At 63.6% G+C, this 24,548-nt stretch carries 16 protein-coding genes; 7 read left to right on the plus strand and 9 right to left on the minus strand.

What is annotated here, in order from left to right; all coding sequences use genetic code 11:
* Nucleotides 1-62 precede the first annotated feature (62 nt).
* The 3 genes from HUS66_RS05515 to betT (HUS66_RS05525) all read left to right on the plus strand — a co-directional run bounded on the left by HUS66_RS05515 (nucleotide 63) and on the right by betT (HUS66_RS05525) (nucleotide 4,278).
* Nucleotides 63-776, plus strand: coding sequence for a response regulator (locus HUS66_RS05515; RefSeq protein ID WP_175069950.1), 714 nt, complete (start codon nucleotides 63-65; stop codon nucleotides 774-776).
* A gap of 182 nt (nucleotides 777-958) precedes the next feature.
* Nucleotides 959-1,666, plus strand: coding sequence for a Spy/CpxP family protein refolding chaperone (locus HUS66_RS05520; protein WP_175069951.1), 708 nt, complete (start codon nucleotides 959-961; stop codon nucleotides 1,664-1,666).
* Between the two features lie 575 nt (nucleotides 1,667-2,241).
* Nucleotides 2,242-4,278, plus strand: coding sequence for a choline BCCT transporter BetT (betT, locus tag HUS66_RS05525; protein WP_175069952.1), 2,037 nt, complete (start codon nucleotides 2,242-2,244; stop codon nucleotides 4,276-4,278).
* A gap of 161 nt (nucleotides 4,279-4,439) precedes the next feature.
* On the opposite strand, the gene exaC is transcribed toward betT (HUS66_RS05525), so the two are convergent.
* Both exaC and adhP read right to left on the minus strand, forming a co-directional pair.
* Nucleotides 4,440-5,960, minus strand: coding sequence for an acetaldehyde dehydrogenase ExaC (gene exaC, locus HUS66_RS05530; protein WP_175069953.1), 1,521 nt, complete (start codon nucleotides 5,958-5,960; stop codon nucleotides 4,440-4,442).
* 244 nt (nucleotides 5,961-6,204) lie between these two features.
* Nucleotides 6,205-7,233, minus strand: coding sequence for an alcohol dehydrogenase AdhP (gene adhP / locus HUS66_RS05535; protein WP_175069954.1), 1,029 nt, complete (start codon nucleotides 7,231-7,233; stop codon nucleotides 6,205-6,207).
* Between the two features lie 153 nt (nucleotides 7,234-7,386).
* Here adhP and HUS66_RS05540 point away from each other — a divergent pair, with 153 nt between their 5' ends.
* Nucleotides 7,387-8,067, plus strand: coding sequence for a response regulator (locus HUS66_RS05540; RefSeq protein ID WP_175069955.1), 681 nt, complete (start codon nucleotides 7,387-7,389; stop codon nucleotides 8,065-8,067).
* Here the strand turns inward: HUS66_RS05540 and HUS66_RS05545 are convergent.
* The 4 genes from HUS66_RS05545 to trkI all read right to left on the minus strand — a co-directional run bounded on the left by HUS66_RS05545 (nucleotide 8,059) and on the right by trkI (nucleotide 13,014).
* Entirely contained in the window at nucleotides 8,059-9,534 is a 1,476-nt protein-coding gene (locus HUS66_RS05545) for a hybrid sensor histidine kinase/response regulator (protein ID WP_175069956.1), read from the minus strand. The two genes, HUS66_RS05540 and HUS66_RS05545, sit on opposite strands and share 9 nt — an antisense overlap.
* Entirely contained in the window at nucleotides 9,464-10,663 is a 1,200-nt protein-coding gene (gene nosP, locus HUS66_RS05550) for a nitric oxide-sensing protein NosP (RefSeq protein ID WP_175069957.1), read from the minus strand. The genes HUS66_RS05545 and nosP overlap by 71 nt, the downstream gene beginning before the upstream one ends.
* A gap of 102 nt (nucleotides 10,664-10,765) precedes the next feature.
* Nucleotides 10,766-11,344, minus strand: a complete 579-nt coding sequence (locus HUS66_RS05555; RefSeq protein ID WP_175069958.1) for an antibiotic biosynthesis monooxygenase — start codon at nucleotides 11,342-11,344, stop codon at nucleotides 10,766-10,768.
* Between the two features lie 185 nt (nucleotides 11,345-11,529).
* Nucleotides 11,530-13,014: a Trk system potassium transporter TrkI gene (gene trkI / locus HUS66_RS05560; RefSeq protein WP_425340071.1), complete on the minus strand. Its 1,485-nt coding sequence runs from the start codon at nucleotides 13,012-13,014 to the stop codon at nucleotides 11,530-11,532.
* 564 nt (nucleotides 13,015-13,578) lie between these two features.
* Between trkI and betT (HUS66_RS05565) the strand changes: the two genes are divergently transcribed.
* Both betT (HUS66_RS05565) and betA read left to right on the plus strand, forming a co-directional pair.
* Nucleotides 13,579-15,651, plus strand: a complete 2,073-nt coding sequence (gene betT / locus HUS66_RS05565; RefSeq protein WP_175069960.1) for a choline BCCT transporter BetT — start codon at nucleotides 13,579-13,581, stop codon at nucleotides 15,649-15,651.
* An 86-nt stretch (nucleotides 15,652-15,737) separates the two neighbouring features.
* Entirely contained in the window at nucleotides 15,738-17,432 is a 1,695-nt protein-coding gene (betA, locus tag HUS66_RS05570; RefSeq protein ID WP_175069961.1) for a choline dehydrogenase, read from the plus strand.
* Between the two features lie 221 nt (nucleotides 17,433-17,653).
* Here the strand turns inward: betA and HUS66_RS05575 are convergent, their stop codons facing one another.
* From HUS66_RS05575 to ptsP, 3 genes are read right to left on the minus strand one after another with little or no spacing between them, the layout of a single operon-like run.
* The gene (locus tag HUS66_RS05575; RefSeq protein ID WP_175069962.1) at nucleotides 17,654-19,411 is read right to left on the minus strand and encodes a PTS fructose-like transporter subunit IIB; all 1,758 of its coding nucleotides are present in this window, start codon (nucleotides 19,409-19,411) and stop codon (nucleotides 17,654-17,656) included.
* Entirely contained in the window at nucleotides 19,408-20,382 is a 975-nt protein-coding gene (pfkB, locus tag HUS66_RS05580) for a 1-phosphofructokinase (protein WP_175069963.1), read from the minus strand. The genes HUS66_RS05575 and pfkB overlap by 4 nt, the downstream gene beginning before the upstream one ends.
* Entirely contained in the window at nucleotides 20,382-23,270 is a 2,889-nt protein-coding gene (ptsP, locus tag HUS66_RS05585) for a phosphoenolpyruvate--protein phosphotransferase (protein ID WP_175069964.1), read from the minus strand. The genes pfkB and ptsP overlap by 1 nt, the downstream gene beginning before the upstream one ends.
* Nucleotides 23,271-23,504: 234 nt before the next feature.
* Between ptsP and cra the strand changes: the two genes are divergently transcribed.
* The gene (cra, locus tag HUS66_RS05590; protein ID WP_175069965.1) at nucleotides 23,505-24,497 is read left to right on the plus strand and encodes a catabolite repressor/activator; all 993 of its coding nucleotides are present in this window, start codon (nucleotides 23,505-23,507) and stop codon (nucleotides 24,495-24,497) included.
* Nucleotides 24,498-24,548: the final 51 nt, after the last annotated feature.

Below are 24,548 nucleotides of genomic sequence, written 5' to 3' on the forward strand. Positions count from 1 at the left end.
CCTGCAGACTGACACCTGCAAACCGAGCCCCACTGACCCACGGAATCCCCGGAGACATCGGCATGACTGAGGCTTCTCCCAACCGCATCCTGATCGTCGAAGACGAACCCAAGATCGCCCGCCTGATCGGCGACTACCTCACCGGCAGCGGTTACCTGCCCCACCATCTGGACCATGGCGATGAGGTCATGCCCTGGCTCAACGGTCAGCAGCCGGACCTGGTGCTGCTCGACCTGATGCTGCCCGGCACCGATGGCCTGGTGCTGTGCCGCCAAATCCGCGACCGCTGGCCGCAGCTGCCAGTGATCATGCTCACCGCCCGCGTCGAAGAGGTCGACCGCCTGCTGGGCCTCGAGCTCGGCGCCGACGACTACATCTGCAAGCCCTTCAGCCCTCGCGAAGTGGTCGCCCGCATCAAGGCGGTGCTGCGGCGCAGCCAGGCACTGCCTCAGGACAGGCCCGGCGCCCCCGGCACCCAGGGCGCACTGGTGCTCAACGAGGATGGCTGGCAGGCGCTGGCCGACGGCCAGGACCTGGCGCTGACCGCCGTCGAATACAAGCTGCTCAAGGTAATGATGGATGCCCAGGGGCGCATCTTCTCCCGCGACCAGTTGATGGATCACATGTATCGGGATCACCGCATCGTCTCCGAGCGCACCGTGGATTCCCACATCAAGAAGCTCAGGAAGAAGATTGCCGGTGTCTGGCCCGAGCGAGAGGTGATCCGCTCGATCTATGGCGTGGGTTACAAGTACGAGCCTGAGCCCATGGACTGACACCAGGCTCCACGCTTACACACAGCGACTAGCCACTGCCACAGGGCAGTCAGAACCGGCGCACCATCATGCTGATTTTCGCCTTGATCGCTGCACAATGGCGCCACAATGCCGGCGGATACTCTTCCTGTCCGCGGTCGATCGTCGGCCCGGAGCGCCAAGCATCAAGACAGGAGTGTCACATGAATCGTTTCAAACGCCAGCTGATCGCCTGCAGCCTGATCTCAAGCCTTGCCCTGCCGCTGACGGCCATGGCCGGCATGCCGTCGCATGCGCCCCAAGGGATGGGCCCGCATCAGGGACCGCACCTGACAATGATGGCAGCGCTCGACCTGACCGATGAGCAGCGCAATGCCCTGCAGGAAACCCGCCAAACTTTCCGGGAAGAACATCAGGCGCTGCGCGAGCAAGAACGCACCGCCATCGCCGACATTCTCACCGAGGAGCAGCGCGCCAGCCTGGCGGCCGCCCGTGAGCGGCATCAAGGCGCAGCGCACCACGTTGAGCGCCAGGCGCGTCAGCAAGAAAGGCTCGATGCACTGTTCGACAGCTGGTCACTAAGCGATGAAGACCGCACTAAGCTGAATGACGCACACCAGGCCCTTATGGACAAAAGGCGTGCCCTGCAGGATACAACGTTCGACAGCCCTGAAGAGAAGCGCACCGCCGTCGAGGCCCTGCGCCAGGAGCATCAGGCAGCACTCGCCAAGGTGCTCAACGAAGCACAGCGTCACGCTCTATTCGTATTCATGATGCCAAAGCACGACACGCACTCGCCTGGCCCTCATGGGCGCAGGGGGAGTGAACATCACGATGAGCGGCATGGAGAACACAAAGGCAGCTTTCAGGGTCAACCCAAGCCATCCGCCGAGCCCAACAGCCAGGGTTGATGCTCGCTAGCCATCGACAGCTGGGAACCAGTCCTGTGCCGCCACGTTCGATACTTGCTCTCCGGTAATGATGCCCGGCCCCTTGCCGGGCATCGCACATCTGGCCAACTCACCTCAGAACCCACCTCAGGACCGGGCCGCGTTGTTGAAACGCCCCTTGCCGAGCCTGGCCCAGCGCCCCTTGCTTTTCAGCCTACGCCCCCACCCTATCTCGCAGCACTGCACACACCTCACTCACGACGACACCGTTGCGCCTGGCCGCATGGTGCCTTGCTCTTATCAGGCAAGCACCACACGAGCACCGCGTAAGGTTCTGATGACATTTGCCAAGCCAATCGCGGTCAATGGTTGAAGGTTAATTCAGAAGCCTGTATTTTATTTGAACGGTCAATCAATAAAAAGCCGTCATGGCATGGCATCACTTCCATGGCGAAAACAGCATAGAACGCGCCCGCCTGATAAGCGGTGTGCGATGCGTCATGTTTATCGTTATTTTATTGATTGGTCGTTCAATCAAAATAAATGAAGCACCTTCTTCAACGACACAAGGGAGTCTGCCCACTATGGCGCAAGACATGAAAGCCACCGAACGACGAGATCGCCTCAACCCCGTCGTCTTCATGGGTTCAGCAGCCGGCATCCTGCTGTTCCTGATTTTCACCATGACCTTCACCGAGAAGGCAGGAGCCATCTTCAATGCGGGCCTAGCATGGATCAACGATACCTTCGGCTGGTATTACATGCTGGCCGCCGTGGCCTATCTGGTCTTCGTGGTAGTGATCGGGTTTTCACGGGCCGGCTCGATTCGCCTGGGCCCTGACCACTCGCGCCCGGAATTTTCGCTGGTCTCCTGGGCATCCATGCTGTTCGCCGCAGGCATCGGCATCGACTTGCTGTTCTTCTGCGTGGCCGAGCCGCTGTCGCACTACCTGACCCCGCCCGACATGGCCCCCGAGAGTGCCGCGGCAATGCGCGCCGCCGTGCCCCAGACTTTCTTCCACTGGGGCCTGACCGGCTGGGGCATGTACGTACTGATGGGCATGGCACTGGCCTACTTTAGCTATCGCCACCGCCTGCCGCTGGCCATCCGTAGCGCGCTCTACCCGCTGCTTGGCAATCGCATCAATGGGCCGATCGGCAACGCAGTGGACATCACCGCCGTGATTTCCACGGTATTCGGTATCGCCACCAGCCTCGGCATCGGCGTCATCCAGCTCAACTACGGCCTGACCTTTCTGTTCGACGTGCCGGAGAGCCTGACCACCCAGATCATTTTGATCGTGCTGGTGGTGATCCTGGCCACCATCTCCGTGGTCACCGGCGTCGAGAAGGGCATCCGTCGCCTGTCCGAGTTCAACATGCTGCTGGCCGCTGCGCTATTGCTGTTCGTACTCTTCCAGGGCCAAACCCTGCACCTGCTCGATGCGCTGGTGATGAATGCCGGTGACTACCTGAGTGGCTTCCTGGCCAAGAGCTTCGACACCTACGCCTTCGCTGGCGACGATGCCCAGCAGTGGATGGGCTGGTGGACGATCTTCTTCTGGGGCTGGTGGATCGCCTGGACGCCGTTCGTCGGCCTGTTCCTGGCGCGTATCTCGCGTGGCCGCACCATCCGTGAATTCGTCACTGGTGCTCTGCTGATCCCGCTCGGCTTCATGATGGCCTGGATGTCGATCTTCGGGAATAGCGGTATCGAGATGGTCGCCAACCAGGGGCTGGTGGAACTCGGGCAGCAAGCGCTGAACAGCCCGCAGACCACGATCTATACGTTCCTTGAGCAGTATCCGTACATCGGTATCACCGCCTCGGTAGTCACCGTGCTGGGCGTGGTGTTCTTCGTCACGTCCGCCGACTCCGGCGCCTTGGTACTGGCGAACTTCACTACCATCCTGTCAGACGTAAACCATGATGCGCCGATCCGTCTGCGTATCTTCTGGTCCGCGGTCATCGGCTTGATCACCATCGCCCTGCTGATGGCCGGCGGTCTCGATGCGCTGCAGAGTGCCGTGGTGATCACCGCCCTGCCCTTCTCACTGGTGATCTTCGCCATCATGGCCGGCCTGACCCGCGCCCTGCGCCTGGAGACTCGTAAAGCCGATGCTCGCCAGCAGGTTGGCAGTGGCGCCGTGCAGGGCGACTGGCGCGAACGCCTCGACCGGGCACTGGACACCTCGAACCGGGCCGGTACCGCAGCGACCATCGAGCATGCCATTCGTCCGGCGCTGACTCAGCTCGCCGAGGAGCTCAAGAGCCGTGGCCAGAACGCTTATGTCAGCGAGACTCAAGTCGATGGCGAACCGCTGCCGCGCGTGACCCTGCAGGTCGATCTGGAAGAGGCGCCAAGCTTCGTCTACGAGGTACGCTCGCAGCGCCTGCGCACACCGAGCTTCCTGCAGGTGGACGACGACTACTACCTGCGCCTGGACGTCTACCTGGCCGAAGGAGCCCTGGGACAGGATCTCAACGGCTGCACCCGCAATCAGGTCGTGCATGACGTGCTCGCCGAGTACGAGCGCCATCTGCAGTTCCTGAGCACGGCCGGAGAAGCCGGTGCTGTGCCGGCCATGCCGGGCTCGATCGGCGACATGGACAGCATGCCCAGCGCCAATTGAGATAACGAGGCAGGCACGGTATATCCTCCGGGGGTCTGAGTCATGAAACTCGTGCCCCGGAACGCCAAACGGCGACTCTACGGAGTCGCCGTTTTTCATGGTTAGCGATAGGTGTCAGAACCGGTCCCGGCGTCCACAACTGCCGGGACCCATTCAAGGTCTTAGAAGAAGCCCAGCGGGTTGATGTCGTAGCTGACCAGCAGGTTCTTGGTCTGCTGATAGTGCTCGAGCGCCATCTTGTGGGTCTCACGACCAACGCCGGATTTCTTGTAGCCACCGAAGGCGGCATGGGCCGGGTACTGGTGATAGCAGTTGGTCCACACTCGACCGGCCTGGATGCCGCGGCCCATGCGGAAGGCCACGTTCATGTCGCGACTCCAGACCCCGGCGCCGAGGCCGAACTCGGTGTCGTTGGCGATTGCCAGCGCCTCTTCTTCGTCCTTGAAGGTGGTCACTGCTACCACCGGACCGAAGATCTCCTCCTGGAAGACCCGCATCTTGTTATGACCCTTGAGCAGGGTCGGCTGAATATAGAAGCCCTTGTCGAATGCCGCCTCGACATGTTCCACATGGCCGCCGGTCAGGAATTCGGCGCCTTCTTCGCGGGCCACCTCCATGTAGGAGAGGATCTTGTCGAACTGCTCCTTGGAGGCTTGAGCGCCCACCTGAACCTCGGTGTCCAGCGGGTTACCGCGCTTGATCGATAGGGTGCGCTCCATGACCTTCGCCATGAAGTCGTCGTACATGCTCTCCTGAATCAGCGCCCGTGACGGGCAGGTGCAGACCTCGCCCTGATTGAAGAAGGCCAGCACCAGCCCTTCCACCGCCTTGTCGATGAATTCAGGCTCGGCGTTCATGATGTCGGCGAAGTAGATGTTCGGCGACTTGCCGCCGAGTTCCACGGTGGAGGGAATGATGTTCTCGGCGGCGCACTTGAGGATATGCGAGCCGATGGGCGTGGAGCCGGTGAAGGCGATCTTGGCGATACGCTTGCTTTCGGCCAGCGCCTGGCCGGCCTCGGCGCCGTAGCCGTTGACGATGTTGATCACTCCCGGCGGCAGCAGATCGTGGATCAGCTCCATCACCTTGAGGATCGAGGCCGGCGTCTGCTCGGCCGGCTTCAAGACCACGCAGTTGCCGGCGGCCAGCGCCGGAGCCAACTTCCAGGTGGCCATCAGAACCGGGAAGTTCCAGGGAATGATCTGCCCCACCACCCCCAGCGGCTCGTGGAAGTGATAGGAAACGGTATTGTTGTCGATATCCGTGGCACTACCTTCCTGGGCGCGGATGCAGCCAGCAAAATAGCGGAAGTGGTCCACCGCCAGCGGCAAGTCGGCATTGAGGGTCTCGCGCACCGCCTTGCCATTATCCCAGGTCTCGGCTACGGCCAGAGCTTCTATATTCTGCTCGATGCGGTCGGCGATCTTGAGAAGAATGTTGCCGCGCTCGGCTGCCGACGTGCGCCCCCAGGCCGGGGCCGCGCGGTGGGCCGCATCCAGCGCCAGATCGATGTCCTCGGCGGTGGAGCGCGGGATCTGGCAGAACACCTCGCCATTCACCGGGCTGACGTTATCGAAATACTGCCCCTGGATGGGGGCAACGAACTGACCGTCGATGAAGTTGCCGTAGCGCTCGGTAAAGGATACCAGTGCGCCGGTGCTTCCGGGGTTGGCATAGATCATGGCGTGACTCCTGAACTGACTATTATCGTTATGGACGAATCATCGTTATGGACGGATCGTGAATACCGTACTCTCAGTGTTGGCCAGTTATGCCGGGCGCGACATACTTCCATGGCAGGAGACGCCCTCCTCCTTCGGTAGGAGGAGAGATACTGCGGCCAATAACGCCAGTAACACTCTTCCTAGTCCTCATAAGAAAGGCGCGATTCGCATCGCGCCTTGCCGCCGTTAAACAGGTGGTTGCTCAGGTCGTCATGTCGAGTACCACCCTCCCTTCTATCTGGCCCTCGATCATGCGCTGAAAGACATCGTTGATGTTCTCCAGTTTGTCGGTGCTCACTGTCGCCTTGACCTTGCCGTCACCGGCGAAGTCCAGCGACTCTTGAAGATCCAAACGGCTGCCGACGATGGAGCCCCGAATGGTGATGCCATTGAGTACGGTATCGAAGATGGGCAGCGGGAAATCTCCTGGCGGCAACCCATTCAACACCAGGGTGCCGCCGCGCCGCAGCATGCCCTGAGCCTGACCGAAGGCCTTGGGCGACACCGCCGTCACCAGCGCCCCATGGGCGCCGCCAATCTCGCGCTTGAGGAAAGCGGCCGGGTCGGTTTGCAACGCATTGACCGTCACCGTGGCGCCCAGCCGCTGCGCCAAGGCCAGCTTGCCGTCATCGATATCCACGGCCGCCACATTGAGCCCCATGGCCTTGGCATACTGCACGGCCATATGCCCCAGACCGCCGATCCCGGAGATCACTACCCACTGGCCGGGGCGCGTGTCGGTCATCTTCAGTCCCTTGTAGACCGTGACACCGGCGCACAGCACCGGGGCGATCTCGATAAAGCCGACGTTATCGGGCAGGCGTCCGACATAGCCGGCATCCGCCAAGGTGTAGTCGGCGAAACCACCGTTCACGGAGTAACCGGTGTTCTGCTGCGACTCGCATAGCGTTTCCCAGCCGCCCAGGCAGTGCTCGCAACAGCCGCAGGCGGAGTACAACCAGGGCACCCCGACACGGTCCCCTTCCTTGACATGCGTGACGCCCTCGCCCACCGCGACGATATGGCCCACGCCTTCATGTCCGGGAATGAAGGGGGGCTCAGGCTTGACCGGCCAGTCACCATGAGCGGCGTGCAGATCGGTATGGCAGACACCCGATGCCGCCACCTTGACCAGGATTTCTCCCCGTTTGGGTCGAGGCGTCTGGGCCTCTTCGATGGTCAGCGGTTCGCCAAACTGGCGTACCACAGCGGCTCTCATCGTTGCTTCCATGTCGAATCTCCTTTTATATCGGCCGCGGGAGTGATGTCGTTGTAGCGGCCCACTCACCAGTGTTGGTCAGCGGGACCTTCTGCGACATACTCTGATGGCAGGAGACGCCCTCCTCCTTCGGTAGGAGGCGAGAGATGCCAGGAGATATTGCCCATGTACACCCTGATGGTCGCCGATGACCATCCGCTGTTTCGCGAGGCCATCGGCGCGGTGATCGCCTCCGGACTACCCGACAGCTTGCTGCTGGAGGCCGATAGCCTGGAAGGCGCCCTGCTAAAAGCAGAGGAGCACGAGGAAGTCGACTTGGTGCTACTGGATCTCGGTTTACCCGATGCCGAAGGGCTATCGGGTCTCAAGCAAATACGCGAGCGGCGCCCCGACTTGCCAGTGGCGATTCTCTCTGCCGACCAGGACCGACGAACCATCCTCGATGCCCTGGACCTAGGCGCGGTGGGCTACATCACCAAATCGACGCCGCGCCGAGACCTGCTTGCCGCCCTGACACGCATTCTGGAGGGCCAGCTTTATCTGCCGCCGGACATCATGCGTCGCCCCCCGGCCGAGGTTCAGCGGCAAACGCCCATAGACGAGGACGTCAGGCGTCGCCTCTCCGAGCTCACCATCAAGCAGCTCGAGGTGCTGATCCGCCTGACTCACGGTGCCTCCAACAAGGTGATCGCCCGTGAACTGGATATCGCCGAGACCACGGTGAAGACCCATGTCTCGGCGATTCTGCGCAAGCTCGGTGTAACGGGGCGGGTCCAGGCGATCCTCGCCGCCGGCTCGGCCGACCTCGACGCCCTGCTGACCGAGCGGCACGAGCTCTCACGCTGAACCATCGCCCAACAAGCCGACCAGCTGCATACGCAGTCGCAGCGGTTTCAGGGGTTTGAGCAGACAACCGTAGCCTAGCTGACGGGCCAAGCTCTTGATCGCCGCATCGTGATTGGCGGTGATCATCACCACGGGCAGGCCGGGCTGGCGACGCCGCAGATGCGCGGCCACCGCCAGTCCATCGGGGTTCGACGCATCCAGGTGATAGTCGATCAGCAGCACGTCTGCGGTCTCGCTGGCCGCCTGAGTACCCAGGTCGCCCTCCAGGGCAGCCAAGGAGGTCGCGGTCCTTACCCGGCATCCCCAGCCTTCCAGCAGCGCCGCCATCCCCTCGCAGATGCCGGGGTCATTGTCGATGACCCAGACCCGCATGCCCGACAGGACGTCGCTCTGCGAGGACGCCGCCGCGGTCGTGGCGCTCCTCGGTACCGCAGGTAGCCGCCCATAGGGGACCCGCACCGAAAAGACTGAGCCGCGCCCCGGCTGAGAAGCCAGTCGCAGCGGATGATCCAGCATGGAGGCGATCCGGTCGACGATTGCCAACCCCAGGCCCAGCCCGCGATCCTGGGCATCGTGGCCACTCTCGGCACGCTGAAATTCGACGAAGATCGCCTCGCGCTGTGACTCGTCGATACCGGCCCCGGTATCGCCCACCAGGATCTCCAAGCCTTCCGGGCGGCGCCGGCAGCCCAACAACAGATGCCCCTGGCGGGTGTAGCGAATCGCATTGGTCAGGAAGTTGCGCACCACCCGTGCCAGCAGCGCCAGGTCCGACTCGATGACCGCGCTGGTACCGACGTAATGCAGCGTCAATCCCCGTGAAGCGGCGATCTGACGATACTCCTCGGCCATCACATCGAGCAGGTCGGCGGCGCGAAAGGCGGCGACATCCGGCTTCAGCACCCCGGCATCCAAGCGTGAGATGTCGACCAGGGTACCCAACAGGGCCTCGACGTCCTGCAGCGAACGGCCGATATTGCCCACCAGCCGACGCGAGGCCTCTGGCACCGCCTGCTCGCCGAGGGCACTGGTGAACAAGCGGGCGGCATTCAGCGGCTGCATGAGGTCATGGCTGACCGCTGCGAGGAACTTGGTCTTGGAGAGATTCGCCGCCTCCGCCTCACGCTTGGACTCGCGCAGGCGTTGCTCGGCCTCGACCCGCACCGCGATCTCGTCGCGCAGCTGGCGGTTGACCTGGCCCAGCTCATCGAGCGTGCGGTGCAGGGTTTCGGTGCGTTCACGCACCTGCTCGGCCAGCAGCACCGCATGCTCGAAGGCGGCATAGGGCGCGCCACCGGCGGCCCCGCTGGACTCCACCCGCTCGATCAGGGCGCCACAGACCTTGCGCAGGCGCGCATTCTCCTCGGCGAGTTCCCGCTCTCGCGGCGTGGCGGCCTCAGGCGCCTCGTCCTGCTCCGGGCCGCCCAATGACAACCCCAGTGAAGGTCTGGTTGACGTGCATGCCATGGTGCTGCTCCCCGTAGGTATTGAAGCCAATCACCCGCTGTTCACGCAGCCGCTGCGAGGCCAAGGCGGTCTGGCCGAGCATCTCGATCTCGAGACGCCGCAGGAAGCAGTCGCAGCCGATAATCAGCTGCGGCTCGCCAAGGTGCTCCTGCAAGGCGGCAAACACCGCATCCAGGTCCTCGAGAATCGGCGCCGGCTGCATGGCGGTGAGCACGATGCCGTGTTCCACCGCACAGTAGAAGGTCAGACTGCCGTCGGCGTTGACCCGCTGGATCGAGCGCACGTAGTGGGCATCACCGATCCGTACCGCCAAGGGCACGCGGGCGAACACCTGCTCGTCGAGGGCCTCGACCGAACACCCGACCAGTCGCGCGTATTCCTCGGCGGCCGGCGCAGCATTGAGCTCCATGACCTGTCGGCACTCATGATCGGCGCGGGTCACCACGAGCTTCTCGCCTCGTGGCCGAAGATGGTGGGTAGTGAAGACCTCGAAGGGCAGCCGAGTGTTGATCATGACCACCACCGCCGCCTGGCTGTGGAAATGCCCTTGGTAGAAAACGTAGGTATGGGCCAGGCGATTGTCGTCCCCGGCCGAGCCGCCAAAGCTCGGGATGCTGCCAAGCGCCGCATCCAGGCTCGCCAATACCTGTTCCTCGCTACTGGACAGCCCATCAAGCAGCGTCAGCGCAAAGCTGTGACCGCCGACCGGCGCCAAGGCCTGGCGCCGGCAGTCATCCAGCAAATGAGCCGTCAAGCGCTGGGCGCCGATCAAATCGAAGCCTTCGAGATCGCTGATCAGCGCCTGCGATACCGAAAAATGGCGCTGATCGAAGCCGATCGCCACGATGCAGCCGCGCCCGTAGCCCAGCGGTGTGATCTCACCGGCGGTGGTACAGCCGACCACGGCCACCGCGCCAAAAGCCTCGCCCAGAGCCTGCCCTAGCGCACCGAGATCATATTCGGCGCTGCAAAAGAACAGCACGCAGCCCAGCTGCGGGTGACGAAGCGTCGCCGCCAGCTCGTTGGCGGCGGCACCCGGATCATCGGCCTCGCTGAAGGCAACCCGCAGAGGTTCCTCATCGGCGGACCGAGGACGCGCCTCGACGGCATCAGTAGACAATTCGGACATGGCATACACTCGTCGGGCATGGATACTTTGAGTGTATGCCGCGCCTGGCCAGGCTCACAACGCGGAAACTCGCCCAGCATGGCGCTGCCATCCCAACGCTATTCATGCACGGCGCTGGTGCAGAAATCGCTCCAGGCGCCCCAAAACGGTCATCTCACCGTGCAGCCAGGGGGCCAGCAGGCGCGTGGACAGCGGGATGAAGAGGAACACCATCACCGGGGTCAGCGCCAGGGTACTGACCAGCACCCTGGGCAACAGCGGCAGACCGGCCAACAGTTGCCCAAACAAGACCTGAAACATCAGCGACACCGGGAAGAAGGCCAGCCAGATCGCCACCGCCTGTTTCCAGCGCGGCGGGGTATTGCCCTGGGCATCCTGGAACCAGCGGTCGATTCCCGTGGCGCGATATTCCTGGGGCGCCTCAAAGAGGCCCTCGCCGCGACCCAGCCAGGCGCGGCGCGATGCCGAGTGCTCCCAGGCGCGCATGGTCCCGGCATCCGCGAAGCGGAAAATGATCTGATACTCCTCGTCGCCATGGGGAGGCGCCAGCACTCCGGAGCCCAAGTAGCCTGGGTAATCGCAGGCCAGTTCGCGGCCCTCGTCGAGCCAGGCGGTGAAGTCACGGTAACGGCCGCGAGCCACGCGGCGCGCCACCATCAGGGTGACGGGTTCGGTAGACATGGGTGATCTCCTGATACGCGGCTGCCCGGGTAGGGTATGCCGACATGAGCTCGGGCCCGGTAAGGCCCTATGCCCTTAACGATGCAAAAGGTATACCCGAAAGCCCGGCATTACCACGGGCGAGAACGCATCTGCCACGTATTACGCCCGGTTTGCCGCCCTATTTTTCTACCGGGCTTAGCCGCTCAGCCACGCCAGAACAGGGGGGTCAGCAGCACCAGGACGGTGAGGATCTCCAGGCGCCCCATCAACATGCCGAGACACAGCAGCCATTTGGCGGTATCCGGCAAGGGCGCGAAGTTACCCGATGGGCCAATGATGTCGCCAAGCCCCGGACCCACATTGGCCACCGCCGTCGCCGCCCCAGAGAGCGCCGTCACCAGATCCAGTCCCAGCAAGGAAAGCCCCAGTGCCAGTCCAGCAATGGTCAGGAAGAAGAAAAACGAGAAGGCCACGACGCCGCGGGTGATGTCATCGGTCAGCACCTGCCCATTGTAGCGGGAACCAAAGACGCCGCTGGCATGGATCAAGAAGCGCAGCTGGTTGCGCAGCATCACGCTTGCCACCTGAAAGCGAAAGATCTTCAGCCCGCCACTGGTCGAGCCGCTGCAGCCACCGACGAAGGTCAGGTAGAAGAAGGCCACCACAGCAAGCGGCCCCCACTGGGTATAGTCATCCGCAGCATAACCGGTGGTAGTGACCACCGAGATCACGTTGAAGGCCACCTGGGTCAGGGATTCGAAAAACGGTGTCCCAAGCCACACGCGCCAGGCGGTCAGCAGCAGGATGACGGCGGTCAGAAAGCCCAGCAAGCCTCGCACCTGCTGATCACGCCACATCGCCAGAGGCATGCCGCGCAAGGCGCGGATGTAGAGCACGAACGGCAGAGCACCGCAGAGCATGAAAAAGCTTCCAAGCCACAGCAGCTGCGGCTGGTCGGCATAGGCGCCGAAGGAAGCGTCGGAGTTGGCGAAGCCGCCGGTGGACATCGACGACATGGCATGCACCACCGCATCCAGCGGCAACATGCCCCCCAACCAGTAGCTGAGTATGGCCAGCAGAGTAAAGCCGCAGTAGATGCCAAGCGTCGCCTTGGCGATGCCGCCGGTGCGCGGCATGACCTTCTCCGACCAGTCGGAAGACTCAGTATGAAACAGCCGCATGCCGCCGACCTTGAGGAACGGCAGGATGGCGATGCCCATCACGATGATACCGATGCCGCCGAGCCACTGCATGATACCGCGCCATAGCTTGAGGCCATCGGAGAGCCCCTCGATGCCTACCAGCACCGTCGAACCGGTGGTGGTGATGGCCGAGACCGACTCGAAGACCGCATTGGTAAAGCTCAGCTGCGGGGCCCCGAGCACCAGCGGTAGGCTGGCCAGGCCGCTGATCGACGCCCAGCTCAGGGTGGTCACCACGAACATCTGCCAGGTCTTGAGTGCCACCCGAGTGTGCCGCGTCGCCAGCCCCGCCGCCGCCACCATACCAAGCACGATGCCGATGGACAGCGCAAAGGCCTCGGCGTCGGGATCCTGCTCGAGCAGCAGCACACCCCAGGGCACCGCCATAAAGGCGGCCAGCACCAGCCACAGCACCGACATGACCTTGAACACCGGTGCCCAGCTCCTGCCCCACTGGCATACCGATACGGCCACCCTCGCCGTCATGGACATACCGTTTTCCACCTCTTGAACAATGACAGGCTGATATAACCATGGCGGGCCGTAAAATGTCCGTAAAAAATGTCGTTAACGCGCGAGAGTGGCGCCAGCCAATTACCAGCAGCCCGGCCACCCCGAACGCAAAGCCCAGCACCACCCCCATCGACGGTGCCCAGTGTTTTTCCAGTCTCCCCGGGGGCGGCGATGTCCTGAAAGATTGAAAGCCATGCCAACGGGCCCAGTAGCACCATCAGGGAAAACATAACGATGACGCGACTGGCGATGAAAAACGCCTGGGACTAACGTTGAAACGCCAGCGTCACAGCGTTTGTAGCCGATGGCTCGCAAGCATCTATACCTCATAACAGCTGGATGTATCGCAGGCAGCACCCCTTGCTACGAGGGGCATCGCTGTCTGTGGCACGCCCGTGGGGCGTTCTTCAGCCACCCTTGCCGCCACATCTAGCGCAGCAAAGCGTTTTAACCGGTGCTGAACCGGTGCTGAATCGTTACTCACGCTGCACTGCCGCCGCTGTTGAAAGGCGTTCCCTCTTCAACTAGGAGTTGAGCATGGCAAACGCACCGGATAACTTGCAGACTGAGCCTCACAAGGACCGCATCAACCCAACCGTCTTCTATGGCTCGGCCATCGGTATCGTAGCCTTTGCGCTGTGGACGATGTTCTTCACCGACTCCGCTAGCGCGGCGATCAATGCCGTGCTGGGCTGGATCTCGAATACCTTTGGCTGGTTCTACTTCGTCGCCGTGGTGGCTTACCTGGCATTCGTGATCGCTATCGCCACCTCTCGCTTGGGCAAGCTGCGACTCGGCCCGGCGCACTCCACGCCGGATTTCAACGTCGTGACCTGGGCGGCCATGCTGTTTTCCGCCGGGATCGGCATCGACCTGATCTTCTTCTGCATCGCCGAGCCAGTGACCCAATTCCTGGCGCCACCCGAGGGGGATCCCGCCACGGTGGCGGCGGCGCGGCGTGCCATGGAACTGACCTTCCTGCACTGGGGACTGTCCGGCTGGGGCGTCTACACCCTGGTGGGCATGTCGCTGGCCTTCTTCAGCTACCGCCATGGCCTGCCGCTGACCATTCGCAGCGCGCTGTATCCGATCTTTGGCAAACGTATCCATGGCACCATCGGCCATAGTGTGGATATCGCCGCCGTCCTGGGCACCCTGTTTGGCATTGCCACCAGTCTCGGCATCGGCATCATCCAGCTCAACTTCGGTCTGAGCTATATGTTCGGCCTACCGGAGAACACCACCACCCAGGCTGTGCTGGCCGTGCTGATCGTGATCTTTTCCGCGATTTCCGCAGTGACCGGGGTCGACAAGGGCATCCGCCGGCTCTCCGAGTTCAACATGCTGCTGGCCCTTTTGCTGATGCTGTTCGTGCTGTTCACCGGCAAGACCGTGTTCCTGCTCAATGCTCTGGTGATGAACGTAGGCGATTACCTGACCCACTTCATTTCCCTGTCGATGAACACCTATGCCTTCGACCCACCCACCGACTGGCTGAACGGCTGGACGGTATTCTTCTGGGCCTGGTGGATAGCCTGGGGCCCCTTCGTTGGACTGTTCCTTGCGCGTATCTCGCGTGGACGCACCATCCGTCAGTTCGTGGCCGGGACCCTCATCTTGCCGCTGGTGTTCATGATGGCGTGGATGTCGATCATGGGTAACAGCGCCATCGACATGGTGATGAACGGTACCGGGGTGGCCGATTTCGGTGAACAGGCCATGAATAACCCCGGTTCGGCGATCTATCTGTTCCTTCAGAACCTGCCATGGGTCGGCCTGACCACGGTGGTCGTGACCCTGCTGGCGATCGTCTTCTTCGTGACCTCGGGCGACTCGGGCTCGCTGGTACTTTCCAACCTGACCTCGATTCTGCGCGACCCCAATAATGATGCCCCGGCCTGGATGAGGGTGCTGTGGGCCGCGATCATCGGCGTGCTGACGCTGGCGCTGCTGATGGCCGGTGGCCTGGGAGCGCTTCAAAGCGCGGTGGTCATCACGGGCCTGCCCTTCGCCTTCGTGCTCTTCCTGATGATGCTGGGGCTATACAAGGCATTGAAAGTGGAGGGCCTAAAGGAAGACAGCCTGCAGCGCAGCATGGCGGGCCACCTTTCGGGGCGCACCTTGACCGGCGAGAGCGCGAATCGCCACTGGCGACAGCGGCTGTCCCGCGCCGTGAGCTTCCCCAAGCGTGAGCAGGTGAGTCATTTCCTCGGTGAGGTCGTCAAACCGGCGATGGAAGAGATCTGCAGCGTCTTGGGCGAGCAAGGCTATCCCGTGGAGCTCGTCGAGGGTGAGAAGGCGGATGAGCACCTGGCGCTGAATGTAGGACTGGGCGGCGAACAGGACTTTACCTATCAGGTCTGGCCCCGCCAGTGCGCCATGCCGGCCTTCTCGATTCGCGACACCCACGCCGGCACCCGCTACTATCGGCTCGAGGTGCACATCATCGAAGGAGGTCAGGGCTATGACATCTATGGCTACACCAAGGAGCAGTTGATCGCCGACATTCTCGATCAGTACGAGCGCCACCTGCTGTTCCTGCATATCCAGCGCGAGCAACCCGGCACCCACACCGAGATGCCCGACGACCCGGCCTCTGCAGGACGCTGACCGTCACGCCATCAAGAGGCTCGACACCACCGATTTCGACACCAAGGATCACGCCACTAACGGCCTCAGGCCCAAGGAGCGATGAAATGAGTGAACAATCCTTCGACCGAAGCGTTGACTACGTGATCGTCGGCGCCGGCTCAGCGGGTTCGGTGCTGGCCAACCGGCTCAGCGCGGAAAGCGACCTGGAGGTGCTAATCCTGGAATTTGGTGGCAAGGACAACTCCATCTTCATCCAGATGCCGACCGCCTTTTCGATCCCGCTGAACAAGCCGCGCTTCGATTGGGGGCTGCACACCGAGCCGGAGCCTGGTCTCAACGGACGCAGCCTTCATCAGGCGCGAGGCAAGGTGATCGGCGGTTCATCCTCGATCAACGGCATGGCCTACGTACGCGGCTGTGCCGGCGATTACGAGGAATGGGCCGAACTTGGCGCCGACGGCTGGAACTATGCCGACGTGCTGCCCTACTTCAAGCGTGCCGAAGGCTGCCTGTATGGCGATGATGACTACCGCTCCAGCAGCGGCCTGCTTGGCGTATGCAACGGTAATAACATGCAGAACCCGCTGTACAAGGCCTTCATCGAGGCAGGCCGCCAGGCAGGCTACGGCGAGACTCAGGACTATAACGGCTTCCGCCAGGAAGGGTTCTGCCGCATGGACATGACGGTGCGTGACGGCGTGCGTTGCTCGACCGCCAATGCCTACCTGAAACCTGCCCTCAACCGCGACAACCTGCAGTTGGAAATGCACGCCCTGACCACCCGGATACTGTTCGAGGGCAAGCGGGCCGTCGGGGTTGAATACACCCAAAGCGGCAAGACCTATCGGGTCCAGGCCCGTCGTGAAGTCATCCTCTCTGCCAGCGCCTTCAACTCACCGAAGCTCTTGATGCTCTCCGGCATCGGTCCTGCCGAGCACCTCGAGGAGCATGGCATCGAGGTCATCCACGACCTGCCTGGCGTGGGCCAGAACCTGCACGATCACCTCGAGGTCTGGGTCCAGCAAAGCTGCAAGCAGAAGATCACCCTCAACGGCTGGCTCAACCCCTTCGGCCAGGCGCTGATAGGCCTGCGCTGGCTGGCGTTCAAGTCAGGCCTGGGCGCCACCAACCACTTCGAGTCCAACGGCTATATCCGCAGCCGCCCGGGTCTTGAGTGGCCCGACCTGCAGTATCACTTCCTGGCCGGCGCCATCGCCTACGATGGCTCCAGCGCCGCCGAGGGGCACGGCTTTCAGGTGCACCTGGGCGCCAACAAGCCCAAGAGTCGCGGCTGGGTAAAACTCGCCTCCTCCGACCCCGCCGCGCCACCCAAGATCTTCTTCAACTATCTGCACGAAGAAGAAGACAAGCAGGCCTATCGCGACGGCCTGCGCCTGACCCGAGAGATCTTCGCCCAACCGGCCTTCGATGCCTATCGCGGCGATGAGCTATCGCCCGGGAAGGATGTCATCAGCGACCAAGAGGTCGACGAATGGATCGCCAATAGCGCCGAAACCGCCTACCACCCCTGCGGCAGCTGTCGCATGGGCACTGACGACATGGCGGTGGTCGACCCCGAGTGCCGCGTCCGTGGCATCGAACGGCTGCGGGTGGTCGACTCCTCGATCATGCCTACCGTGACCAACGGTAATATCAATGCTCCCACCATCATGATCGCCGAGAAAGCCGCCGATCACATTCTCGAGCGACAGCTACTGGCGCCTTCCGACGCCGCCGTGTTCAGGATCAAGGACTCGCAGCGCCAACGTGAGGGAGAGCCTGAAAGACAAGCCTCATAGGCTCGTCTTGTTAACTCGATTCTCTAATTGGCTTCCCTAGCTCTTTTCTTTCACTTGCTTCGCTCACTTTCTTCTCCCGCTGGCGGCGCCGGGTCGCCTCTCCAGCGGATCATTCGAATCCACTCGGCTCTATTATCTGGCCACCTTCATCCACCCATGCAAAAGCCCCGATATCCACGAGGATACCGGGGCTTTTTTAGCGACGGATCAACCGCCGGCGGTCAGGCGTTGGCAGCCACCGAGACTTCCTGGCTGCCGCGCTTGATCAGCGCATAGCCAAGGCCGGTGACCAGCGAGCCAACGACGATGGCGGCAAGGTACAGGAATACCGGCGTGATGGCGTTGGGAATCAGCAGCACGAAGATGCCGCCGTGCGGTGCCATCAGCTTGGCACCCACCAGCATCGAGATGGCACCGGTGATCGCCCCGCCGACCATGCAGGCAGGAATCACGCGCAACGGATCCTTGGCGGCAAACGGAATCGCCCCTTCACTGATGAAGCACAGGCCCAGCACGAAGGACGCCTTGCCGGCTTCCCGCTCGGGCTCGGAGAACTTCGACTTGGCAACGAAGCTGGCAATACCCATGCCGATCGCCGGCACCATGCCTGCGGCCATGACGGCGGCCATTGGCGCATAGGTCTCGGAGGCCAACAGGCCCACGCCGAAGGTGTAGGCCGCCTTGTTGACCGGCCCGCCCATGTCGAAGCACATCATGGCCCCAAGCAGAATGCCCAGCAGTACAGCGTTGGCCGAGCCCATGTTCTCGAGGAAGTTGGTCAGCGTGGAGAGCACGGCGGCAACCGGCTCACCCACCACATAGATCATGGTCAGACCGGTGACCAGGCTCGCCACCAATGGAATGATCAGAATCGGCTTGAGCGACTCGATGCTCGACGGCAGCTTGACGTAGTCGGCAACCGCCTTGGCGACGTAACCGGCAAGAAAGCCGGCGAGGATGCCGCCGATAAAGCCGGCGCCGAGGTTCGAGGCCAGCATGCCGCCGATCATGCCCGGTGCGATGCCCGGCCGGTCGGCGATCGAATAGGCGATATAGCCAGCCAGCACCGGCACCATCAACGCGAAGGCGGTCCCGCCGCCAATCTGCATCAGTGCCGCGGCGAAGGTGCCCTCTTCCTTGAAGGCCTCGATGCCGAACACGAATGACAGGGCGATCAAAAGGCCCCCGGCGACCACCATCGGCAGCATGAAGGACACCCCGGTCAGCAGGTGCTTGTAGACCCCCTTGTCCTTGACGCTCTTCTTGGCCTCGCCGCCACTGGCAGCGCCGCCGGCCGTTTCCACATCGGCCTCCGCCAAAGCCGCCTCGATGGCCTGGCGTGGCTTCTTCAGGGCATTGCCGGTAGAGGTGCGATAGATGCGCTTACCGGCGAAACGGGTCGGGTCGACCTCGATATCGCAAGCCAACAGCACCACATCGGCGGCGGCGATCTCTTCCTCGGTCAGCTTATCCTGGGCGCCTACCGAGCCCTGGGTCTCAACGCGGATCTCGTGACCCAGCGCCCGGCCGGCTTCACTCAAGGCCTCGGCGGCCATGAAGGTATGCGCCACACCGGTCGGACAGGCGGTTACCGCGACGATGCGCTGGGCACCGGCCGCAGCGGTTGCCACCGGCTTGGCACCGTCCTTGGCATCGTCGGCGGGCGGCGTATAGGCGGCTGCCTGGGCCTGAGCCCGCTCGAGGAAACCGGACGGATCCGGCAGGGCCTCGGCGATTGATGCCTGATAAAGCGACTTCCCGGCAAAGCGCTGGGGACTCGGCACCGTATCGGCGGCCACTACCACCAGATCGGCGGCGGCAATCGACTCGGCAGAAGCCGGTTCCACCGGCGCCAGTTCACCGTGCATTTCCACCGTGGTGGACCAGCCCAGCTGACTGGCCGCCTGCTCGAGGCGCCGCGCGGCGAGGAAGGTGGTGGCCATGCCACTGGGGCAGGCAGTAATCAGGATCACATTCATGCAAGCGCTCCCCCTGCGTCCACGTCGTTCAGGCGACGTACGCGGGTCTGTTGTTGGAGGTGAGGGAAGTCATCGGCGTGAGGATTGCCCACGCCGACATGGCGTACGGCTTCGGCGGACAGGGCCGTGGCAAAGCGCAGCGCCGCGTCGGGGGCATGGCCCTCGAGGACGCCGTGCAACATTCCGGCGAGCAAGGTGTCACCGGCACCCACGGTACTGGCGACCGTCATTTTCGGCGGCGTGGCATGCCAGGCACCGCGCTGGCTGACCCACAGCACGCCATCGGCACCAGCGGAGATCAGCGCCTCCTGGATGCCGGCCTGATGCAGGCGAAGCCCCGCCGCCAGCCGGCGAGCATCGCTGTCAAGGGCCTCGCCGGCCCACTCGGCCAGTTCCAGCTCATTGGGCTTGACCGCAGTGGGAGTCGCCTCGATGGCGCGGGTCAGCGCAGGGCCGCTGGTGTCGACCCACACTGACAGACCATGCGCCTTGAGACGCGAGATCAGCGCGGCCTGGTCGTCGGCGTCGATACCCCTGGGCAGGCTGCCGGCGATCACCACGGCGTCAGGACGTCGGCTGGGGTCGGCGGCCAGCGCCTCCAGATCATCCAGAAAGGCTTTGAAAGTGGCCGCATCGATGACCAGGCCAGGGCCGTTGACGTCGGTGACGCGGCCGCTGTGCTCGGCGAGCTTGGCGTTGATGCGCGTCTCGCCGGGCACGCGGTGGAAGACATCCTCGACGCCCATGTCCTTGAAGGCGCGCCGGAAGGGACCATCGTTGTCTGCCCCCAGAAAACCGGAGACCACGACCTCATGCCCCAGTGTCGCCAGCACCCGGGCGACGTTGACGCCCTTGCCGGCGGCGCTCAGTTGCGTCGCATCGGTCCGGTTGACCTCGCCAAGTGTCAGCGTCGGCAGACCAATCGCCAGATCCAGCGCCGGATTGAGACTGATCGTCAGTACCTTGGCCATCAGCGCACCTCCAGCGCGTTTCTGACGTCATCGCTGGTCGCCTGGCCCAGGGCCAACGCGGCCTGGGCCTGGGCTTCGGCGAGATCGAAGTCGCGCAGCCGCGCCTTGACCATCGGCACCTGGCGGGCACTGACCGACAGCTCATCGACACCGAGGCCCACCAGCACCGGCACCGCCTGGGCGTCAGAAGCCAGCTCGCCGCATACCCCGACCCACTTGCCTTGGGCATGGGCGGCGTCGACGGTCATCTGGATCAGGCGCAGCACCGCCGGGTGCAAGCCATCGGACTGAGCGGACAGCGCCGGGTGGCCGCGGTCGATGGCCAGGGTATACTGGGTCAGATCGTTGGTGCCTACCGAGAAGAAGTCGACCTCGGCGGCAAGCGTCGGCGCCAGCAGCGCACAGGACGGCACCTCGATCATCACGCCAAGCTGCACGTCGGTGGCGCGCTCCTCGGCCGGGATCTCCTCGAGCAGGCGATCGTAAATCGCCTTGGCGGCCCGGAACTCGGCGATATCTTTGACCATCGGCAGCATGATGCGTAGCGGCCGGCCCGATGTCTTGTCGCCACCCGCAGCCGCCATCAGCAGAGCGCGCAGTTGAGTCTCGAGCACCTCGGGCTGGGTCAGGGCCAGCCGAATCCCGCGCAGGCCGAGGAAAGGATTATCTTCCTGGGGGACCGGCCAGTAGGGCAGCGGCTTGTCACCGCCCACATCCAGGGTACGAGCGACCAAGGGACGACCATCGAGGGCATCCATGGCCTGCTGGTATTCGCCGATCTGGGTCTTGAGATCAGGCGCCTCGGAATGCGCCATGAAGATGAACTCGGTGCGCAGTAGCCCCACGCCCTCGGCGCCACGCTCGACGGCATCCTCGGTGTGAGCGGTATTGCCCAGGTTGGCGGCGACCTCGACGCGATGCCCGTCGCGGGTACGGCCCTCTTCGAAGCGTGCCGCCCAGGCCTCGCGCTCCAAGCGCTCATGCTCCTTGAGACTCAGTTCGGCACGCTGGCGACGCTCGGTGGACGGCGCAGGCGTGATGCGCCCACGCTCGCCATCGAGGATCATCTCGATGCCGTCTTCAAGCGTCAGCACTCGCTCGCCGGCTCCCACGACGGCAGGAATACCCAGCGCACGGGCGAGGATAGCGCTGTGGGCCGTCGCACCGCCTCTGGCAGTCAGCAGGCCGCGGACTCGACTGGTGTCGAGACGAGCCACGTCGGAGGGACCGACATCGTCCATGACCAGAATGTAGGGATGATCCGGCGGAGTGGGCAGACTGATGTCGCACAGGATCCCCAGCACTCGCCGCCCCACGTCCCGCAGGTCGGCGGCACGTTCGGCAAGCAGGCGATCGGCGAGCATTTCCTGGGCCCTGGCCGCCGTCTCGATAGCGGTCCACCAGGCCGCCTCGGCAGAATAGCCTTCCTGAATGCCTTCGCGGGCGGCCTGATGCAGCTCCGGGTCGTCGAGCATTTCCTCGTGCATCGACAGGATCTCAGCGACCTCGCCACCCTGAGCGCTTTGCACCAGCGCCTCGAGTTGCTCGGCGCCTTCATGAATGGCCGCGTCCAGACGGCGCTTCTGCTCACCGGCATCGCCGGCCCGCTCGGGGTACTCGAAGCGCGGCGTGCGCATCACGAACAGCGGCGCGATGGCCATGCCTGGGGAGGCGGCAACCGCCTGATAGGGCGTATCGGCCGGCAGTGGCTCCGGCGGTTTGGTACCCTCGGGAGGCGTGCTGGCCACGTGCTCACGACCTTCTTCGAAGGGCTGCACCACTTCCCCCAGGCCGTCCTGCATGGCCTCACACATGGCGTCCAGGGCCTGGCTGGCGCCCTCGCCTTCGGCCGAGAACACCAACTGCTGGCCACGCCGGGCACCGAGACCAATGACCTTGGTCAGGCTGGCCGCGGACACGGCCTCGCCGCTGCCATCGGCCAGGCGCACCCGGACCGCGACGCTCTGGCGACGCGCCACCTGAATCAGCTGCTTGGCCGGACGCGCATGCAGGCCGTGGGCGTTGAGCACTCGAGCACGCGCGGTCTGGGCGCTGGCCGACTCGCCGGACAGGCGTGCCAGCACGTTGTCGGCAGACAGCTGATGCAGATCATGGCCCTCACCGCGCTCGAGCAGGGCCGTTAGCCGTTCCAGCAGGCTGCGATGGGCATCGCCCTGGGCAGCCAGACAGAAGACGCCGCTAACCGCGCTATCGCCCTGGCCGATGACGGCCTCAGGAGTGGCCAGCGATAGTGCCGGGACCTTCACCTCTTTCGTGCTGGTCGCAAACCAGAGTCCCTGTCCCAGCGACAGCGGTGACTGAGAGGCGATATCGGCAACGAAGTCATTGCCTACACAGCCCGCCTGCCGTAGCCGAGCGGCAGCGGCCAGGGCCAGCTCGAGCCGGTCCCGAGCGGGGAAGTTGAGACAGAGGGTATCGTCATCGAGGCGCGCTTCCACGACGGCCTTCGACAATAGCCCGGCCACCTCGGCGCGGGAGCCGGCGGCGGCCAACCGCTCGGCCACGCCCTCACGGTCCAGCACATGGGTCAACTGGCGCAGGATATCCAGGTGCTCGTCATTCTGGGCCGCGATGGTCACCAGCACATGCACCCGATTGCCGTCGTGCCAGTCGATGCCCTCAGGGAATTGAAGCACCCGCACGCCGGTACGCTTGACGTGGGTACGGCTCTCGGGTGTGCCATGGGGAATGGCGATGGCATTGCCGAGAAAAGTGGATGACTGCGCCTCGCGGGCATGCAGGCCATCGCGATAGTCCGGCGCCACCAGGCCGGCCTCAACCAGCGCCGAAGACGCCTGATCGAGAGCCGCGCGCCAGTCATCGGCCTTGCGGTCGAGCAGGATATCGTCCTGTCCGAGTGTCAACATACTAGCCTCCTGTGCCTGGGGGCGGGCAGCGTGAGTGCCGGCCGCTGGCTGACGGCCGTTGCAACTGGCCTTGCCAACCTTACTTTCCCATGGCTGAATCGTGTCACCTAAGGTTTAGTACAATGCTGGATCGAGTCGGGCCATTTATCAAGCAGGATCGGCTACGACCTTGGGCGTAGCCGCTGATGCCAAGGGCTCGCGTAGAATGAGCCGCATCGCATAGAAGGGACCATCATGACGCTCGCAGAAATCGCTCGCCTGTCCGGCGTCTCCCGGACCACGGCAAGCTATGTCATCAACGGTAAGGCCAAAGAACGACGCATCAGTCAGGAGACCGTCGACCGGGTCATGGCGGTGGTCGAGCAGCATCACTACCGGATCGATGCCCAGGCGGCGGCGCTGCGCCGAGGCGCCAGCCGCACCATTGGGCTGATCATTCCCGACCTGGAGAATGCGAGTTATGCCCTGCTCGCCAAACGCCTCGAACAAGGAGCGAGACGCCGGGGCTATCAACTGCTGATCGCCGGCTCCGAGGACAACCCGGACAGCGAGCGCGAGCTGGCTCGCGCCCTGCGCGCGCAGCGCTGCGAGGTGCTGATCGTGGCCAGCTGTCTGGCCATGCACGATCCTTTCTATGCTGAGCTGATGGCCGGCGGCCTGCCAGTCATTGCCGTCGATCGCGCCCTGGACCCCCAGCGCTTCGTCAGCGTAGTCAGCAACAATCAGTCGGCCGCCAAGGCGCTGACCCATTCGGTTCTCGCCTCGAGTGTGGGGCGCATCGCCTGGCTGGATGCCGTGCCGCAGCTGTCGATCAGCATCGAGCGACTGGCGGGCTTCCACGAGGCCCTCGAGGGTCACGGCTGCCAGGCCGTGACCCGCAGCGGGATCCGCTATGATCGCCAGGAAGGCGCTCGGCTGATGCGCGAGCTACTCGTGGATGAGGGTATGCCCGACGCGCTGGTCACGGCCTCTTATACGCTGCTCGATGGCGTATTGGACGAGCTGCTGGAAAGCGGTGGCCTGCCGTCCTCGCTGCGCCTGGCCACCTTCGGCGATGACCGGCTGCTGGATTTCCTGCCCCTGCCGGTCAACTCGCTGCCCCAGCAGCACGACCGGATCGCCGACCTGACCCTGGATCGCGCCATTGCCGCCGCCCACGGCGACTATCACCCAGGTCAGGTGGTGGTTGAGCGTGCCCTGCGCCGGCGCCTGCCGCCGGGCGGATGAGCGACACGCATGGTGTGCAGGTCACTACTGGCGGCATATTCCACTTCAGAC

It is taken from the genome of Onishia taeanensis, assembly GCF_013349955.1.
GTDB classification, from domain to species: domain Bacteria; phylum Pseudomonadota; class Gammaproteobacteria; order Pseudomonadales; family Halomonadaceae; genus Onishia; species Onishia taeanensis_B.

Bases quoted from the DNA above. Each gene is read 5' to 3' on its own strand.
- HUS66_RS05515 (WP_175069950.1), top strand. From the start codon at position 63: ATGACTGAGGCTTCTCCCAACCGCATCCTGATCGTCGAAGACGAACCC.
- HUS66_RS05520 (WP_175069951.1), top strand. From the start codon at position 959: ATGAATCGTTTCAAACGCCAGCTGATCGCCTGCAGCCTGATCTCAAGC.
- betT (WP_175069952.1), top strand. From the start codon at position 2,242: ATGAAAGCCACCGAACGACGAGATCGCCTCAACCCCGTCGTCTTCATG.
- exaC (WP_175069953.1), bottom strand. From the start codon at position 5,960: ATGATCTATGCCAACCCCGGAAGCACCGGCGCACTGGTATCCTTTACC.
- adhP (WP_175069954.1), bottom strand. From the start codon at position 7,233: ATGGAAGCAACGATGAGAGCCGCTGTGGTACGCCAGTTTGGCGAACCG.
- HUS66_RS05540 (WP_175069955.1), top strand. From the start codon at position 7,387: ATGTACACCCTGATGGTCGCCGATGACCATCCGCTGTTTCGCGAGGCC.
- HUS66_RS05545 (WP_175069956.1), bottom strand. From the start codon at position 9,534: ATGGCATGCACGTCAACCAGACCTTCACTGGGGTTGTCATTGGGCGGC.
- nosP (WP_175069957.1), bottom strand. From the start codon at position 10,663: ATGTCCGAATTGTCTACTGATGCCGTCGAGGCGCGTCCTCGGTCCGCC.
- HUS66_RS05555 (WP_175069958.1), bottom strand. From the start codon at position 11,344: ATGTCTACCGAACCCGTCACCCTGATGGTGGCGCGCCGCGTGGCTCGC.
- trkI (WP_425340071.1), bottom strand. From the start codon at position 13,014: ATGACGGCGAGGGTGGCCGTATCGGTATGCCAGTGGGGCAGGAGCTGG.
- betT (WP_175069960.1), top strand. From the start codon at position 13,579: ATGGCAAACGCACCGGATAACTTGCAGACTGAGCCTCACAAGGACCGC.
- betA (WP_175069961.1), top strand. From the start codon at position 15,738: ATGAGTGAACAATCCTTCGACCGAAGCGTTGACTACGTGATCGTCGGC.
- HUS66_RS05575 (WP_175069962.1), bottom strand. From the start codon at position 19,411: ATGAATGTGATCCTGATTACTGCCTGCCCCAGTGGCATGGCCACCACC.
- pfkB (WP_175069963.1), bottom strand. From the start codon at position 20,382: ATGGCCAAGGTACTGACGATCAGTCTCAATCCGGCGCTGGATCTGGCG.
- ptsP (WP_175069964.1), bottom strand. From the start codon at position 23,270: ATGTTGACACTCGGACAGGACGATATCCTGCTCGACCGCAAGGCCGAT.
- cra (WP_175069965.1), top strand. From the start codon at position 23,505: ATGACGCTCGCAGAAATCGCTCGCCTGTCCGGCGTCTCCCGGACCACG.